The organism is Vibrio sp. ZF57, assembly GCF_001691235.1.
Classification (GTDB): Bacteria; Pseudomonadota; Gammaproteobacteria; order Enterobacterales; family Vibrionaceae; genus Vibrio; species Vibrio crassostreae_C.
This window is the reverse complement of sequence record NZ_MAKD01000012.1, coordinates 22,363-38,991: the sequence shown is the minus strand read 5'-3', so window position 1 is coordinate 38,991 and position 16,629 is coordinate 22,363. Positions and strand designations below refer to the sequence as shown.

At 46.5% G+C, this 16,629-nt stretch carries 16 protein-coding genes; all 16 read right to left on the bottom strand.

Translation table 11 applies throughout. The annotated features are described in order from the left end of the window. Window positions 1-76: 76 nt before the first annotated feature. Window positions 77-745 (bottom strand): heme exporter protein CcmB, encoded by a 669-nt coding sequence (gene ccmB / locus A6D97_RS01295; protein ID WP_017060658.1) that lies wholly within the window; start codon window positions 743-745, stop codon window positions 77-79. 1 nt (window position 746) lies between these two features. Further along, window positions 747-1,364, bottom strand: a complete 618-nt coding sequence (gene ccmA, locus A6D97_RS01290; RefSeq protein ID WP_017060659.1) for a cytochrome c biogenesis heme-transporting ATPase CcmA — start codon at window positions 1,362-1,364, stop codon at window positions 747-749. 278 nt (window positions 1,365-1,642) lie between these two features. Further along, on the bottom strand, window positions 1,643-2,155 hold the full coding sequence (locus A6D97_RS01285) for a DUF2802 domain-containing protein (RefSeq protein WP_017060660.1): 513 nt from the start codon (window positions 2,153-2,155) through the stop codon (window positions 1,643-1,645). Next, window positions 2,155-2,649 carry a chemotaxis protein CheW gene (locus A6D97_RS01280; protein ID WP_017064109.1) on the bottom strand — a complete coding sequence of 165 codons (495 nt, stop codon included), beginning with the start codon at window positions 2,647-2,649 and terminating at the stop codon, window positions 2,155-2,157. Before A6D97_RS01280 ends, A6D97_RS01285 begins: the two co-directional genes overlap by 1 nt. Before the next feature lie 72 nt (window positions 2,650-2,721). After that, the gene (locus tag A6D97_RS01275; protein WP_065583665.1) at window positions 2,722-3,816 is read right to left on the bottom strand and encodes a chemotaxis protein CheW; all 1,095 of its coding nucleotides are present in this window, start codon (window positions 3,814-3,816) and stop codon (window positions 2,722-2,724) included. Beyond that, a complete protein-coding gene (locus A6D97_RS01270; protein ID WP_017071206.1) occupies window positions 3,803-4,585 on the bottom strand; it encodes a ParA family protein in 783 nt (260 codons plus the stop codon). The genes A6D97_RS01275 and A6D97_RS01270 overlap by 14 nt, the downstream gene beginning before the upstream one ends. Window positions 4,586-4,595: 10 nt before the next feature. After that, window positions 4,596-5,720: a chemotaxis response regulator protein-glutamate methylesterase gene (locus A6D97_RS01265; RefSeq protein WP_017060664.1), complete on the bottom strand. Its 1,125-nt coding sequence runs from the start codon at window positions 5,718-5,720 to the stop codon at window positions 4,596-4,598. A 13-nt stretch (window positions 5,721-5,733) separates the two neighbouring features. After that, window positions 5,734-7,926, bottom strand: a complete 2,193-nt coding sequence (locus A6D97_RS01260; RefSeq protein WP_065583664.1) for a chemotaxis protein CheA — start codon at window positions 7,924-7,926, stop codon at window positions 5,734-5,736. Window positions 7,927-7,935: 9 nt separating this feature from the next. After that, window positions 7,936-8,667: a protein phosphatase CheZ gene (locus A6D97_RS01255; RefSeq protein WP_017064113.1), complete on the bottom strand. Its 732-nt coding sequence runs from the start codon at window positions 8,665-8,667 to the stop codon at window positions 7,936-7,938. 105 nt (window positions 8,668-8,772) lie between these two features. Then, on the bottom strand, window positions 8,773-9,141 hold the full coding sequence (gene cheY, locus A6D97_RS01250; protein ID WP_016767062.1) for a chemotaxis response regulator CheY: 369 nt from the start codon (window positions 9,139-9,141) through the stop codon (window positions 8,773-8,775). A gap of 42 nt (window positions 9,142-9,183) precedes the next feature. After that, window positions 9,184-9,918 carry an RNA polymerase sigma factor FliA gene (locus A6D97_RS01245; RefSeq protein WP_017060667.1) on the bottom strand — a complete coding sequence of 245 codons (735 nt, stop codon included), beginning with the start codon at window positions 9,916-9,918 and terminating at the stop codon, window positions 9,184-9,186. Then, window positions 9,911-10,798 (bottom strand): MinD/ParA family protein, encoded by an 888-nt coding sequence (locus A6D97_RS01240; protein ID WP_017060668.1) that lies wholly within the window; start codon window positions 10,796-10,798, stop codon window positions 9,911-9,913. Before A6D97_RS01240 ends, A6D97_RS01245 begins: the two co-directional genes overlap by 8 nt. Window positions 10,799-10,811: 13 nt before the next feature. After that, complete coding sequence (gene flhF, locus A6D97_RS01235; RefSeq protein ID WP_065583663.1) at window positions 10,812-12,365, bottom strand: flagellar biosynthesis protein FlhF; 1,554 nt, start codon at window positions 12,363-12,365, stop codon at window positions 10,812-10,814. A gap of 27 nt (window positions 12,366-12,392) precedes the next feature. Next, window positions 12,393-14,492, bottom strand: coding sequence for a flagellar biosynthesis protein FlhA (flhA, locus tag A6D97_RS01230; protein ID WP_017064115.1), 2,100 nt, complete (start codon window positions 14,490-14,492; stop codon window positions 12,393-12,395). Between the two features lie 211 nt (window positions 14,493-14,703). Next, entirely contained in the window at window positions 14,704-15,834 is a 1,131-nt protein-coding gene (flhB, locus tag A6D97_RS01225; protein ID WP_017060671.1) for a flagellar biosynthesis protein FlhB, read from the bottom strand. Between the two features lie 9 nt (window positions 15,835-15,843). Beyond that, window positions 15,844-16,626, bottom strand: a complete 783-nt coding sequence (gene fliR, locus A6D97_RS01220) for a flagellar biosynthetic protein FliR (protein ID WP_065583662.1) — start codon at window positions 16,624-16,626, stop codon at window positions 15,844-15,846. Between the last annotated feature and the right edge of the window lie 3 nt (window positions 16,627-16,629).

Sequence of the window (16,629 nt, the reverse complement as noted above, 5' to 3'; positions counted from 1 at the left end):
GCTTTCAGTTTTATTGACTCTATGAGTTCAATCGACACATTTGGTTCACATTGGCTATACGATAACGGAACCCCAATCAGTTCACACTTACTCTAAGTGCGGCACTGATCGCAAAAGGCGTCATAGTCATCGCACCCATTAACATTGCCCCAAGCACCGCCAATTGACCGTTGTATGCAACGCCCAAAGCCGCAGCGTCAATTGCTGACGTCGCGAAGATTAAAATGGGGATGTAAAGCGGCAAGATTAACAGGCTTAACAGGACTCCGCCCTTCTGTAACCCAACGGTTAACGCAACACCAATCGCACCAATAAAACTCAATGCGGGTGTTCCTACCAGCAAGGTCAACACAACTGAGAGCCATGTATCAAAATCTAAAGACAACAAAACAGCCAATAATGGGCTGATTAAAATCAATGGTAACCCGGTCAACAACCAGTGTGCTATGACTTTGGACAATACTACCAACTGCAACGGGATTGGCATCAGCATCATCTGTTCAAGGGCGCCATCTTGAAAATCATCACGGAAAAGACGCTCTAAAGAGAGCAATGCAGAGAGCAAAGCGGCCACCCAAACAATACCCGCAGCAATACGCGCAAGTAGGTTTGGCTCTGGGCCAATACTCAAAGGGAAAAGCGTGATAACAATGATGAAGAACCACAAAGGGTTAAAGATATCCGCTTGACGTCGAAACGCGATAAGCAGTTCGCGTCGGATAATCGTGGTCATTGAAGAGATCATATTACTCACCCAACTTTATTTTTCTTAGTTTCGGGCTATCAGCAAACATATCTTGGTGTGTGGTTAACAACACAATGCCACCGTTGTCTGCATGCTGAGAAAAAAGAGATTCGAGAACTTTCACGCCCTGCTTATCAATGGCAGTCAGCGGCTCATCAAGAATCCACAACATTTGCTTGCTCAACCAAAGGCGAGCCAACGCAACTCGGCGTTGTTGGCCTGCTGAAAGTTGCCCCGCAGGTACGTCTTCTCTGCCCGCAAGCCCGACTTGAGCCAGCGCGTGATAAAGCTCTTCTTTGCTGGTACCGCCACTGTGAATCGACTGATAAAAGCTCAGATTCTCATAAGCACTAAGCTCGCGCTTTACGCCTGTTTGGTGACCAAGAAAAAGTAAATTTTGATGATAAACATCTCGACTCGATTCAATAGACTCACCGTCCCAAGAGATAGTGCCGTCATCGCGATCGCCTAAGCCAGTAATAATCCTAAGGAGTGTCGTTTTCCCGGTACCGTTACGACCTTCAACTTGAACCAGCTCACCTGGTTTCAATTGAAAAGACAACGATTCAAACAGAATCCTGTCGTCACGAATAGCAGTTAAATTTGAGACTTCTAGCATAGGTAAATTTAGTCGAGTAATGAGAGCGCTATAGTAGCACACCAACATGGTGACAAAACAGGACTAGGCGTTTTCGATAGAACAAAGTCGGTAAGAAACTGTTACCACCTCATCACAATTTACACATTTTCATCAACAAACAAGATATTGTCGTAGATACAAGCACTTATAAACATCGTTCTATATAGACCGGGCAGGCATAAAAAAAGAAGCCGAAGCTTCTTTTAAGAGGAATACGTAATAAACATCAATTGCTCAATACGAATTAAGCGCTCAATTTAACGACGTCGAGGCGGGTCTCTGCGATCGCGAGAGGCATCGGGTTGCTGATCGTACGATGAAGGGTCACTTCTCAACGAAGGGATTTTTTCCTTACCCGCGAGCTTATTCTGTAGAGACATCATTAGCTCAGCTTCCGCTTTAGGTAATTCACACTCTTCGATCAGTTCGTTAATCCCGGCACCAAGCTGAACCATTTTCGTTGCACGTGTGTACAAGCGTCCATCGGTGTCAGCATGTTCCAACTCAACAATACGTTCATTCAAGTGCTTTATCAGATCTTGCTGTTCCGTCACTTTCTGGCCAAGGCCAACCACAACAGAGCGAACCTCAAGTAATTGCTTACTCGATTTTTGAAGCTCTTTGTCCAAGTTACGAACTTGCAGGCGTGACTGATCGAGCTGCTTTTGAATCGCACGTTTTACTTTGCTAATCAAAATCAGGATAAATAACGTAAAAACCCCAACGCCTGATATCAGAGCGACAGGGCTTAAAGGAAGCGCTTCAAACATTACAGGTGAGCCATCTCATCCCATTCGTCTTCGCTTAGTAGTTTGTTTAGATCTACTAAGATAAGCAGCTTGCCATCTCGGTTACTTACACCTTGGATGAACTTAGCACTTTCATCAGTACCAACACTTGGCGTTGTGTCGATTTCGGAAGAACGTAGATAAACCACTTCAGCAACGCTATCTACTAGAATGCCAATTACTTGACGCTCAGATTCAATAACGATGATACGAGTGTTGTCTGTGATTTCACCTTGCATCAAACCAAAGCGAGAACGAGTGTCGATAACAGTAACAACGTTACCACGTAGGTTAATAATACCTAGAACGTAATCTGGAGCACCCGGTACTGGAGCAATTTCGCTGTAACGTAGTACTTCACGTACTTGCATTACGTTGATGCCGTAAGTTTCTTCTTCTAGCTGGAAAGTCACCCATTGAAGTACTTCATCATTCGTTTGCTCTTTTCTTACTTCAACTTCACTCATATGAGACATAGATAATCCTCTTGCCGTCGTTACCGACCACTATTATTAACTTGATGCTTATTGTTAGCCCAATGCTTATTACTAGCTTAATGCTTTTACATCTAGCCCTGCGTTTAGCATGGCGATTAATGCTTCAACATGAATCAAAGCACACATTTTTTCTTTTACCATACCAGCGAGCCATGGGCGTTTCCCTGCCATTTCTCGCCAACGTACTTTGTCTGTATTAAGTAGCTCGGTGCCTTTGAGCTCTGTGCCCGCCAGGCCCCACAAGCTCTCTCCAAGCATCACTATATATTGATAGTTTTCTTTGTATTCGTCACCTGATAGTTTCTCAGACATCACCCATTTTGCGGTGTCGACCACATCTAGCTGACTATCACGGTTGGTTTGTAAACCCAAATACCAAGCTGGCTTACCAATGATATGACTTAACTCTTCAAGGCGATGGATGCCGCCAAGCTCATCAAGTGGCACCGCAAAGGTCACGCCGTTTACATCAAAATACAAGACTTGAAAGTCTTCTTTGCGAACCGTACTTTCCCAAGAGGTAAACTGGTCAGCACCTCCTGCTTGAGTTTCGGGTTCAATAACTGTCTCGGGATCAGGAACGCCAAGTTCAGGCTCAACAGCCTTAACTTCTACTTGTTCCGTCTCCAACGATTCAGCTTGTAACTCTTCAATTTGCTGCGATTCAACAGGTGGCTCTAAAACAATTGATAAATCGGGTTCTGGAAGATTCCAATCCTGAATCTCTGGCTCTTCGAACACTTGAACAGACTCAACCGCGGCATCAAACATTTGCATGTCAGCTTGCTCGGCAATTTTCTGGGTGTTCTGATCCATCAACTCATCAAGGTTCAGTTCATCAACAACATTGGTCGCCTCTAAACGACTCAGTAGTTTCTGAACATCCTCAAGGTTAGGAACCTCAAACTCAGCCGCGCGTATTTCTGCGTAGCTTGAGTGGTGACTCGAAAATTGGCGCTCTGGCTCTGGCTCTGGCTCTGGCTCTGGCTCTGGCTCTTCAGATTGTGATTCGTCGCTCGACTCGTCAACAAAAAAATCGTCAGATTCAAAGCTTTCATCACCTAACAGCGCAGTAAAATAATCATCCAGTGCTTGTTCACTGGAGAGACTTGGCTGCGCCAATGTTGATTCTTTATTCGCGCTCATTTATCGCCAACCTTTCGAGATAAATAAGCAACTGTTTATAAGCAAATACACCACGGCTACCCGATGCAAAATGAGAGGCTGGCAAGCGCTTTAGGCTCGCGTCTCGAAACTTGGTATCAATCGGCACAGCAGACGTCCAAACTTGGTTTGGGTAATCATCTTTGAGCTGCGTTAATGTTTGCAGTGAGGCTTTGGTTCGCTTGTCGTACATCGTTGGGACAATCGTAACCTTAAACGGTGTTTTGCGAGACTTCTGCATGATGGTCAAAGTGCGAATCATGCGCTCTAAGCCCTTCATCGCCAAAAACTCAGTCTGTACCGGAATCAATATACGATCGCTAGCAGCCAATGCATTGACCATCATCACACCCAGAATTGGCGGGCAATCGATCAATACATAGTCATAGTCGTCTTTCAAAGCGGCTAAAGCACGCTTCAAGATCAACCCCATGCCGCTTCGATTTCCCATTACACGGTCTAATGTCGCCAAAGACATGTGCGCAGGGATAATATCGATACCTTCGACTTCTGTTTGTAAAAGCAAAGGTCTTACCGTCTGCACGTTAAACTCACGCAACTGGAACAGATCAAACAGGCTCGATTCCACCGTATCTGAATCGTAACCCAGATAGGTGGTCAGTGATGCATGTGGGTCAGTATCAACCAACAGAACACGGTGCCCCTTCAACGCAAGTAAACCTGCTAGAGTCACGGTCGTGGTCGTTTTACCAACACCACCTTTTTGGTTTGCAACACTCCAAACAATCATTTCGATTTACCTAAGCTAACCCAACTTCGACCAAGATCCTTTCCGCGATACGGTCTAGAGGGAGGTCTTCAGTAGAAATGCCAGCTTTTGCTACAGCTTGAGGCATACCATATACAACACAGCTATCTTCGTCTTGTGCCCAAATTGTCGAGCCCGCAGTTTTCAACATACGCGAACCTTCTCGACCATCTGCGCCCATACCAGTCAGGATCATAGACAACACTTTGTCGCCGTAGATCTTCGCTGCAGAGCCGAATGTGACATCCACACAAGGCTTGTAGTTCATGCGGTCGCCGCCATCGATAATTCTTAGACGTGCAGACCCTGCGCGGCCATCCACCATCATCTGTTTACCACCCGGAGCAAGATACGCCACGCCAGGTTTTAACACATCACCGTCTTGCGCTTCGCGAACTTCAATCTTACACAAGGTGTTCAATCGGCTCGCAAAAGCAGCAGTGAATGTTGCTGGCATATGCTGAACTAACACAATTGGGTGTGGATAGTTAGCAGGGATGCGAGTCAAAATCTTCTGTAGAGCAACAGGGCCGCCAGTCGACGTACCAATTGCTGTTAATTGATACTTCTTACCTGACGCTCTGAATTTCGCCGTTGATGCAACCGCAGGCTTCGCTGTCGAAGTCGAAGCTGCTGTTGAAATCGGTTGGCGCAATGGCGTAGATGTTGCTGTCGTCGCAGTCGCTCTCGGCGCAATAGGAGCACGGCGCATAAACGCACGCTTCGCTGCAATCTGAATCACACGCTGTTGAAGCAATGCAACTGCATCGTCGCGGTTACGTGCAATGTCTTCAAACTTCTTAGGAAGGAAGTCGAGAGCACCTGCATCTAACGCATCTAACGTTGCTCTCGCTCCATCATGCGTTAACGATGAAAACATCAAAATAGGCGTTGGAGACGCGGCCATGATTTCACGAACGGCAGTGATACCGTCCATGACAGGCATTTCAATATCCATCGTGATTACGTCAGGTCTTAGCTGTTTCGCTTTTTCAACGGCTTCTTTACCGTTTACTGCTACATCAATGACTTCTAGGCGAGCCTCTGAGTTGATGATCTCGCTAACGCGACGACGAAAGAAACTCGAATCATCAACGACTAATACTTTAATCGCCATATTTATCCTTAAATTAAATTCTTGACGCAGCTGCGTACTGCTTCAACAAGTCCGGCACATCTAGAATCAATGCAATGTGTCCGTCACTTGTAATTGTCGCACCTGCCATTCCTGGCGTGCCTTGCAGAAGCTTATCAAGCGGCTTGATCACGACTTCTTCTTGACCGATAAGCGTATCGACAACAAAACCAACACGTTGGCTACCAAGTTGTACGATAACAACATGGCCGTGCCCTTTACGCAGCTCAACAATACCCGCTTTAGGGGCAAGCCAGTTTTGCAAGTAGAACAACGGAATAGACTTATCGCGAACGATAATCGTCAGCTGGCCATCAACCACGTTTGTGCGGCTTAAATCTAGGTGGAAGATCTCGTTTACAGAAGCCAATGGCAATGCAAATGGATGACCGGCAACACCGACCATCAAGGTTGGTAGAATCGCTAGGGTTAGTGGAACCTTGATGGTGATCTTGGTGCCCTGTCCCATTTCTGAATCAATATCAATAGAGCCGTTCAGTGTGTTGATCGCTGTTTTCACAACGTCCATGCCCACACCACGACCAGAGATATCCGAGATCTGCTCTTTGCTTGAGAAGCCAGGAGCAAAAATCAGGTTGAAACACTCTTTATTTGATAAGCGAGACGCTGCATCTTCATCCATCAGGCCACGTTTAACCGCGATAGCACGAAGCTTATCAGGGTCCATACCGCCACCGTCATCAACGATAGCCAGTTCAATGTGGTCACCTTCTTGAGAGGCAGACAGAATCACTTTACCCGTTTGTGATTTACCCGCAGCAACACGGTCGTTTGGCATTTCAATACCATGATCGACAGAGTTTCTCACCAAGTGAATCAGGGGATCAGCAAGTGCTTCTACTAAGTTTTTATCAAGGTCCGTTTCTTCGCCACGCATTTCAAGAACGATGTCTTTCTTCAAGCTACGAGCAAGGTCACGGACAACTCGTGGGAAGCGACCAAATACTTTCTTGATCGGCTGCATACGAGTCTTCATTACCGCACCTTGAAGGTCTGCAGTAACAACATCTAAGTTAGAGACAGCTTTCGACATTTCTTCGTCGTTGCTGTTGAGGCCTAGGCTGACTAGTCGGTTACGCACCAATACCAGTTCACCCACCATGTTCATGATGGTGTCCAGTGTTGATGTATCAACACGAACTGTCGCTTCAGCTTGTTGCTTCTTAGCCGGCACTTTAACTTCAGCTTTTGCTGGAGCGCTCGGTTTTGGCTCAGCTTTAACGGCAACTGGCGCAGCAGGTTTAGGCGCAGCTTGAGGTGCTACTGCCTTAACTTCTGCTGGCTTAGTCGCGGCATCCAATTCTTCAATCGAAGGTCCATTACCTGAGCCATGTAGTTGGTCAAGTAACTTCTCGAACTCTTCGTCAGTCATCAGATCATCGCCTTCAGACATCGCCGAAACAGGTGCTGCTGGCGGCGTTGGCGGTGGAGGAGGCGTTGAACTTGCCGCTGTCGGGCTCTTACCCGCACCGTGCAATTCATCTAATAACTTTTCAAATTCGTCATCAGTAATATCACCACTGTCAGCAACAGACTGAGGTGCAGCGGGTGCTGGCGGCGGTGTTGGTGCAGAAGGCGCTGTTGGTGAACCACCTTTACCGTGAAGCTCATCAAGCAAGCGTTCAAACTCATCTTCAGAGATATCATCGATTGAAGATGCATTGATGTTTGAGCTTTCAGCAGTAGGTTCCGGAGCAATAACAGGCTCAGGCGCTGCAACAACAGGTTCAGGGATAATAGGTGCAGGCGCTTCTACTGGTGCCACTTCATCCGCAGACTCTGGTTTACAGAGACGGTGAAGTTCATCCAATAAAGATTGGTCGGCTGGCACTAAAGGTTCCTGATCTTGCACGGCGCGAAACTGTACATTGACTGTATCTAGCGCCTGCAGCATGGTATCCATCAAACCTGATGTTACGCTGCGTTGGCCGTTTCGCAGAATGTCGAACACATTCTCGGCACCATGACAAGTATCCACCAGCTCAGTTAATGCTAGGAAACCAGCACCACCTTTTACTGTATGGAAACCACGGAAAATAGCATTTAATAGGTCTTTGTCGTCAGGGTTATTCTCAAGCTCTACCAGTTGTTCTGATAGGAGTTCAAGGATCTCTCCTGCTTCGACTAAAAAGTCCTGAAGAATATCTTCGTCTAAATCGTAGCTCATACGTTACCTTTAAAATCCAAGACTGGATAACAAATCGTCGACTTCATCTTGAGATGCGACAGCGTCTTCGCGCTCTTCTGGGTTCATAATTGGACCTTCAGGCGCAATCGATGCTTTCTTCTCTGACTCTGGAGTTGGCTCTTTTTGATTCGCACCGAATACCGTGAGAATCTCGACCAAACGTCCTTCCACCTCATTCACCAAGGTAATAACTTTGCTGATTATCTGCCCAGTTAAATCTTGGAAATCCTGAGCCATCAAGATTTCAGTCAATTGTCCGCGTAGTTCAGTACTGTCGCCTTCTACTTGGACAAGCAATCCATCAATGCGGTGACATAAAGCTTTAAATTGTGCCAGCTCAATGCGGCCATGCATCAGTTCATTCCATTGAGGCCTTACTTGAAGTAAACACTCGTGTAGGTTGTCTGCGATTGGCATACAGCGATCGACAGCGTCCATCGTCTTATTTGCCGCAACTTCCGTTTTATCAATGACATACTGAAGGCGATCCCTTGCATCAGGGATTTCGTCATTTGCGATAACGCTGATGCGTTCATCGAAATTGAATTGAGTCAAAGAGTCGTGGAGGTCGCGTGTCAGACTTCCTATTTCTTGAAGCATTGGATTGTCTTGAAGACTAAAGTTATCTTCATAAATGCTTCTCACAAGAGAATCAGCATTTTGCTGCTCATCGTTCTCAAGCAGCTCTACTAATTTTTTTGCTTGTTCTAATGAAATCATCCTGAATTCGGCCTTACTCCGCATACTTTGTGCGCTTAGGCTATCGAGATAAACAGATAACTTATCAGTCAGTGTTTACCTAGAAGTGCCTAAATTTATTGATGCTTATAAGCGATCAAAAATCTTATCAAGTTTCTCTTTCAGCGTTGCAGCAGTGAAAGGCTTCACAATGTAACCATTAACACCCGCTTGCGCAGCTTCGATGATCTGCTCACGCTTCGCTTCAGCTGTGATCATAAGCACTGGAAGGTGCTTAAGTTCTGCGTCTGCGCGAATGTGTTTAAGCAGGTCAATCCCTTGCATGCCTGGCATGTTCCAGTCAGTTACCACGAAATCAAATTCGCCTTTTTTCAGCATAGGTAACGCGGTCAAGCCATCATCTGCTTCTTGAGTGTTGTTGAAACCTAAATCGCGAAGTAGGTTTTTAACAATTCGGCGCATCGTTGAAAAATCATCAACAATGAGAATTTTCATGTTTTTGTTCAAATTAGCCTCCACTGAATAGGATCAGTGTTGTTAGTCGTTCTGTGTCCAAGCACTTAACTTAGTGCGTAAACGCTGCATAGATTGGCTCAGTATTTGGCTGACACGAGATTCGCTGACACCTAACACTTCCCCAATCTCTTTTAAATTGAGTTCTTCGTCGTAATAAAGCGAAAGCACAAGGCCTTCCCTTTCCGGAAGTTGTTTTATCGAATCGATCAAAGCTTGGCGGAATGACTCATCAGCAACCCCTTGAAAAGGCGTATTATCTTGAGAGTCTTCATTCGGAGATATTACATCATCTGAGACGCCTAAATCTTCAATTCCAACCAGTCTTGAGCAATTAATGTCAGTTAAAGCACTGTGATACTGCTCTAAACTGAGCCCCATGTGTTTTGCCACTTCGGCATCACTCGGGTCGCGGTTGAGGATACCCTCTAATTCCGCAATTGCACTGCTGATTTCTCGATTGTTCTTATGAACCGATCTCGGCACCCAGTCCCCACGGCGAATGTCATCCAACATTGCCCCGCGAATCCGAATACCAGCATACGTCTCAAAGCTTGCGCCTTTGGTACCATCATAGTTTTGTTGCGCTTCAATCAAGCCGATCATGCCAGCTTGAATTAAGTCATCAACCAATACATTAGGCGGTAATCGCCCCAACAAGTGATGAGCGATACGTTTAACCAACACAGAGTACTTCTCAAAAAAAGCCTGTTGGCTATTGTGATTAGCGTGTTGGTCGTAAGTAAGCGCTTTATTCACCAAATGGTTCCTCTATAAATTCAGTACGATTCAGCAGCCTTTCAACAAAGAACTCCAAGTGTCCGCTCGGTGTTTTTGGTATTGGCCAGGTCAAGGCTTTGTTAGCCAAAGAGCTGATTGCCAATGCAGCTGGAGAGCGAGGAAACGCATCGACTACGATTTTCTGTCTCTTGACTGATTGACGTACTTTATCATCTAAAGGAATACATGCTACGAGTTCGAGGCTCACATTCAAGAAGCGCTCTGTGACCAAAGTCAACTTTGCAAATAATTCTCGGCCTTCGCGGTAGCTTCTGACCATATTTGCAACAACTTTGAATCGCTGAACTTGGTGTTCTCTGCTTAAAAGCTTAATCAAAGCATATGCATCCGTGATCGAGGTAGGTTCATCACATACCACGACAACCACGTCTTGCGCCGCTCTTGAGAAGCTGATCACCATGTCCGAAATACCGGCTGCGGTATCAACCAACAAGATATCCATCTCGTCTTCAAGCGAACCGAATGCGCGAATCAAACCAGCATGCTGTGCGTGTGAAAGTTCAGTCATGCTTTGAGTGCCCGATGTCGCTGGAATAATTTTAATTCCGTGCGGCCCTTCGACAATCGCATCCTTAAGTTCACATTCGCCAGCCAACACATGCCCAAGGTTTCGTTTAGAACGAATACCTAGCATGATATCGACGTTCGCTAGTCCTAAATCGGCATCTAGCACCATGACTTTTTTGCCTTGGCGCGCCATGCAAATAGCCATACCTAACGTCACATTAGATTTACCAACGCCTCCCTTACCACCGGTTACAGCGATAACTTTTGTGAGTGAAGGCTTGGTTAAGCGACGGAGGCCGCTAGCTTGGTCATGTATCATATTTTCATTCATATTTATCCGCCGCCTAGAGCCCTTCAGAATCGCTATTCCAGTAATGAGGTTCATTCTCTGTAGATTTTTCTAATAGCTCATTAGCCTTAGCAATCATGTACTTTGGCTGAGCTATAACGATATCTTCAGGAACTCGTTGACCATTTGCTATGTAAGCAACTGGTAATGCATTTTGTATTACGACACTGATGAATTCACCTAGACTTAGGGATTCATCCAGCTTAGTCATGATGCATCCCGACAACGGGATTCTTCTAAAGTGTTCAATTGTTTCTTGCAGCACTTTGCGTTGCGCGGTTGCAGGCAACACAAGGTAGCTATTGATAACGGAACCACTCTCTTGCATCAATGTGTCTAACTGCTCAGATAGGCGAACATCTCGTTGTCCCATGCCTGCAGTATCGACCAGAATCAGGCGACGATTACGTAACTGATATATTACATCGGCCAGTTCGCTAGAATCTTTAGCAACTCTTACAGGACAACCCATAATTCGGCCGTAGATCGATAACTGCTCATGTGCACCTATACGATATGTGTCAGTTGTCACTAGTGCGACGTTATCAGCGCCATATTCCATGGCAGCACGTGCAGCTAGCTTTGCAACAGTCGTTGTTTTACCCACGCCGGTTGGGCCAAGTAGAGCCACAATACCGCCGCGTTTTAAAATATCTTTTTGTGTAACGGAGATTTGGTCAGCAACCAGAGCTAACAGAGCCTTCCATGCACGTGCAGGTTTAGTATCTTCAGGAATGTAGCAAGCCATTTGATCGGCAAGCTCTGCAGATACACCCATACGTTCAAGGCGCTTAATAAGCATGGCTCTCAGTGGTTCACGGCGCTCAACTTCTTGCCACATCAACCCAGAAACTTGATGCTCTAACAGACGACGAATTGAGGTCATCTCTTCGCGCATCGTTTCCATTTCAGTATCAGAACCTTTGGACTGAGTGTTCTCTCGACCACGATCATAACGGGTAGGATCCAAGCGAGGTGTCGGGCGCTCTACTCTGCGGTCTTCAGCAATCAACTTAGACAAACCCGTTTCACGAGCAAATGCAGAATCAAGATTTCCGTGAGACTGTTGGTTACCGTGAGATTGCTGATGGCCATGAGACTGCAAATTGCTTTGAGTCTGATGACTATGAGGCTTATGGCCCGTGCTTGATTGGCGATTGAGCAATGCTGACAATGAATCTTCATTTTCTGCACGATGCTGTGGCTCATCATCGGCGCCATGACTGTATTGCTTAAGCATATTCGCAAAGCGCTTAGTCATTGAGCGTCCACCTTCAACATTCGACTGTAGGCTAACCTTGTCATCGTCTAGTTGACGTCGCCCAGCGGGCGCGGCCATTTGCGTATATTGGCTTTGTGCAGGCTGCTGAGGTTTATTTAATCTCTGGCTCGCTGTCGACGGGCTGGATTCGCCATCAATAGCGGCAACAATTTCCACGCCACCTGCGACCTTTTTGTTAGACATGATCACAGCTTCTGAACCAAGTTCTTCTTTAACTTGGAGCAGAGCCGTTCGCATATCTTTTGCAAAAAATCGTTTAATTTTCAATTCGATTGTCCGTTCTAATTAGGCGGCTTAATTACCAACAGCTTGTACGATACGTATCTGCTTTTCGTCCGGTATTTCTTGGTAAGACAAGACTCGTAAGCTTGGGATCGTGTTCTTCACGAACTTAGCCAGAGTCGAACGCAACACGCCAGAGGTCAATAGTACCGCGGGCTCACCTTTCAGCTCTTGCTCTTGTGTAGCGTGGCTGAGGGAGGTCTGTAAACGTTCGGCTAAACCAGGTTCAATACCAGCAGATTCTCCGCCGGATGCCTGCATGGTTTGATGCAAGATTTGTTCCAGCTCAGGAATCAAAGTTATCACTGGCAATTCTGGTTCTATACCATTGATTTCTTGAACAATTAGTCGTTTCAATGAGATACGAACCGCCGCAGTAAGTATGTCAGGTTCTTGACTCTTACCTGAATACTCCGACAAAGTTTGGACTATGGTTCGAATATCACGAATTGGAATCGCTTCATTCAGCAGGTTCTGTAGTACTTTCACAACCACACCCAACTGCAATTGATCCGGTACAAAACCTTCAACCAGCTTAGGTGTTGAGCGGCTGAGCATCTCAAGCAAGTTCTGAACTTCTTCATGACCAATAAGCTGTGATGCGTTGTTGGTTAGCAGCTGGCTAAGGTGTGTCGCCAGTACTGTAGAAGAATCTACAACGGTATAACCTAGAGCTTGTGCGTGTTCACGCTGCTCTTCACGAATCCAAACCGCTTCAAGGCCAAAGGCAGGGTCAATCGTCGGCTCGCCATCGATCATGCCATAGACTTGGCCCGGGTTAATCGCGAGCTCCATGTCTGGCTTAATCTCAGCTTCACCCACAGCAACACCCATCAGGGTAATACGGTAGCTGTTTGGTGTCAGTTCTAGGTTATCGCGAATGTGTACCGCTGGGATCAAGAAACCAAAGTCTTGAGACAGCTTTTTACGCACACCTTTAACGCGTTCAAGCAATTCACCACCTTGGTCTCTATCAACCAAAGGAATTAAACGGTAACCCACTTCTAAACCAATAATATCGACAGGTTGAACATCATCCCAAGAGAGCTCCTTCTGAGAGCCTACTTCTCCATTCGCTTCAACTGTCGCCGGAAGGTTAGGCTCTTCCGCCTTCTTCTTGTTCTTTTTATCGATGTAATACGCCCCCGCGCCTGCAACGATGGCAAGGCTCAAGAACGAGAAATGTGGCATACCCGGAACAATACCCATGATGCCAAGGATGGCGGCGGTGATCATCAAGGCTTTTGGATTGTCGAACATCTGGAAGACAAGTTGCTCACCCATATCTTCATCAGTATTTTGGCGCGTTACCATCATCGCAGCTGCAATAGACAGTAATAGAGATGGAATTTGTGCAACCAGACCATCACCGATAGTCAGTAGCGTGTAGATTTCGATTGCTTCACCAAAACCAAGATCAAACTGAGCCATACCAATGCTCAAGCCACCAATGATGTTGATGAATAAGATTAAGATACCAGCGATCGCATCGCCTTTAACAAACTTAGAAGCACCGTCCATCGAACCGTAGAAGTCAGCTTCTTTGGTGACTTCAAAACGTCTCAGACGCGCTTGGTCTTGGTCGATCAAACCTGCGTTCAAGTCGGCATCGATTGCCATCTGTTTACCCGGTAAGGCGTCTAACGTGAAACGCGCGCTTACTTCCGAGATACGACCCGCACCTTTGGTTACAACCATGAAGTTGATGATCATAAGAATCAAGAACACCACTAAACCAACCGCGTAGTTACCACCGATAACCACGTTACCGAAGGCTTCAATCACGTTACCTGCCGCGTCGCCACCTTCGTGACCATGGAGCAATACCACACGTGTCGAAGCAACGTTCAAGGCCAATCGAAGTAGAGTCGCAATCAGCAGGACGGTCGGGAATGCAGCGAAATCTAAAGGCCTGCGGGTATAAACCGATACCAATAGTACAACCATAGACAGTGCAATATTGAAGGTGAAGAACATATCCAACAAGAAAGCTGGAATGGGCAACACCACCATAGCAAGCGTTGCAAGTACCATAACAGGTGCACCAATCGCAGGCATGGCACGGTTAGGGATTTTAGGTAGCTTGTCCACAAAAGGCAGGGAGAATTTCATAAATCTAGACAGTTTCGCTATGTTGTAGCTCTCTGAACAAGTGGATTAGATCTTAGTCAGGGCTGTTTTGCTATGGGCTTATAATGTTCAGGCTACTACAGCAAACACTGTACCAACATCTCACGTCAAATTATCGCCATCACCTCTATAAAAGGAAGATTAGCTAGCTCACTATTATCAGGGTTCATAACGCAGAGCTCAAGCAATTGATCTAATGACGTAAATCAGGTGGGATCGGCATATTAGAATCTTGCAGTTTTGGTCGCTCACCACCTCGTTTTCGGTACTGTTTAAGCTGGAAAACATATGCAAGCACTTGCGCAACTGCCGTAAACAGACCGTCAGGAATTTGTTGTTCTAGCTCAGTGGTGTGATAAAGCGCCCTCGCCAATGGCGGCGCTGGAACTATATAGATGTCGTTTGCACGCGCAATCTCTCGGATCTTCATCGCCATGTGGTCGACACCTTTAGCAACCACAATTGGTGCTTTGTCTTGATTCTGCTTATAGCGCAGCGCCACTGAAAAGTGTTCCGGGTTGGTCACAATCACATCCGCTTGAGGGACATCAGCCATCATGCGACGCTGAGCCGCTTCCCTTTGAAGCATGCGAATTCGGCCTTTCACTTCCGGCTTACCTTCAGTGTCTTTGAATTCGTCTTTGACTTCTTGTTTGGTCATCTTCAATTGATCGGCGTGTTGCCAGATCTGGAACGGGATATCAATCGCCACCACAATCAGCAGTGAGCAGCTGATCAACAGGATGAAATTGAGCAAGATATCCAAGGCATGAAAGATGTTCTGCGGGTACACATCCATACTCAGCTGCATTAAATCATGCTGAGAGGCTTGAATCAGATAAATCGCCATCCCCGATACGAGCGCTACTTTAAGAATAGACTTGAGCAGTTCAACCCAACTTTGCAGGCCAAACATACGCTTGATACCACTGAGTGGGTTGAGCTTAGACGCCTTTGGCATCGCCGCTTGCATTGAGAAGTTAATCCCACCGACACCCGCAGCGCCGATGACGGCAGCAACAAACAAAGTTATCAGTATCAAAAACAGCGGGAACAGCAGGTTCACCAGTGCACCACCAGCGATTTCTAGGAGTTTGTTAGTGTCAAAGATCTCGTCGCGACTCAAAGAGAACAGGCGTTGCATCGCCTCGAACAAAGCCTTCGCCATCGATTCGCCAAACCACATTAATGCAATTGCACCGACAATAAGTACCGACGCTGACGCTAGCTCTTTTGACCTTGCAACCTGCCCTTTCTCTTTGGCCTGTTGCAAGCGTTTGGGCGTGGCGTCTTCTGTGCGTTCTTGACCGTCTGACTCTGCCATTTCAGTCTCCTAGCAATCTAACCGGATTAGACGACATATCTGTTGTTCGCCCTGCATCCAAAATAGCTCATAGTGACTATATAAGCCGCCAAGGATGTACCAACAAAGCAACAGACCCACGAGTAGCGCAAATGCAAAACCCAAAGAAAAGATGTTTAACTGAGGTGCCGCACGCGTCATTACACCAAAAGAAAGGTTAATCGTTAGCAGCGCAATAATCCCCGACAATGACATCGCTAATGCCGTTTTGAACATGATGCCGAGCCACAACGCGAGCTCTCGAAAATCCACAGAGGTTAGAGAGCCACTGCCAATCGGCAAGGTCTTAAAACTAAACACCACCAGCTGCAGCATTTTCAAGTGACCATCGGTCGCCAAAAAAAACATGGTCGCTAGCAGCATGAACAGCTGACCAAGTACCGGCGTATTTTGCCCGTTAGCCGGGTCGACCATTGATGCAAAACCCAAGCTCGATTGCATACCGAGGATCTGACCCAGCATAACAAAGGTTTGAATCATGAACTGGGTAACAAAACCCATGGCCACGCCAATCACAATTTGCTCGAAGACAGTCAGGAAGCCTTGAAAGGACAGAAGTTCAATCTCTTTGGGAACGTCCGGAATCGCAGGCATCACCGCAAAAGTGATCGCCAAGCCTAAATACAGACGAATACGCGGCGACACGAAGCGTGCCCCTGTTACCGTCATCACCATCAGCATCGCTGAGATGCGAGTGTATGGCCAAAAATAATTGGCTAACCACTCTAGTACAAGGCTCGTTGGGTATTCCATATC

Excerpts from the sequence above, each read along its gene's own strand:
- ccmB (WP_017060658.1), bottom strand. The coding sequence starts at position 745 with ATGATCTCTTCAATGACCACGATTATCCGACGCGAACTGCTTATCGCG.
- ccmA (WP_017060659.1), bottom strand. The coding sequence starts at position 1,364 with ATGCTAGAAGTCTCAAATTTAACTGCTATTCGTGACGACAGGATTCTG.
- A6D97_RS01285 (WP_017060660.1), bottom strand. The coding sequence starts at position 2,155 with ATGTTTGAAGCGCTTCCTTTAAGCCCTGTCGCTCTGATATCAGGCGTT.
- A6D97_RS01280 (WP_017064109.1), bottom strand. The coding sequence starts at position 2,649 with ATGTCTCATATGAGTGAAGTTGAAGTAAGAAAAGAGCAAACGAATGAT.
- A6D97_RS01275 (WP_065583665.1), bottom strand. The coding sequence starts at position 3,816 with ATGAGCGCGAATAAAGAATCAACATTGGCGCAGCCAAGTCTCTCCAGT.
- A6D97_RS01270 (WP_017071206.1), bottom strand. The coding sequence starts at position 4,585 with ATGATTGTTTGGAGTGTTGCAAACCAAAAAGGTGGTGTTGGTAAAACG.
- A6D97_RS01265 (WP_017060664.1), bottom strand. The coding sequence starts at position 5,720 with ATGGCGATTAAAGTATTAGTCGTTGATGATTCGAGTTTCTTTCGTCGT.
- A6D97_RS01260 (WP_065583664.1), bottom strand. The coding sequence starts at position 7,926 with ATGAGCTACGATTTAGACGAAGATATTCTTCAGGACTTTTTAGTCGAA.
- A6D97_RS01255 (WP_017064113.1), bottom strand. The coding sequence starts at position 8,667 with ATGATTTCATTAGAACAAGCAAAAAAATTAGTAGAGCTGCTTGAGAAC.
- cheY (WP_016767062.1), bottom strand. The coding sequence starts at position 9,141 with ATGAAAATTCTCATTGTTGATGATTTTTCAACGATGCGCCGAATTGTT.
- A6D97_RS01240 (WP_017060668.1), bottom strand. The coding sequence starts at position 10,798 with ATGAATGAAAATATGATACATGACCAAGCTAGCGGCCTCCGTCGCTTA.
- flhA (WP_017064115.1), bottom strand. The coding sequence starts at position 14,492 with ATGAAATTCTCCCTGCCTTTTGTGGACAAGCTACCTAAAATCCCTAAC.
- flhB (WP_017060671.1), bottom strand. The coding sequence starts at position 15,834 with ATGGCAGAGTCAGACGGTCAAGAACGCACAGAAGACGCCACGCCCAAA.
- fliR (WP_065583662.1), bottom strand. The coding sequence starts at position 16,626 with ATGGAATACCCAACGAGCCTTGTACTAGAGTGGTTAGCCAATTATTTT.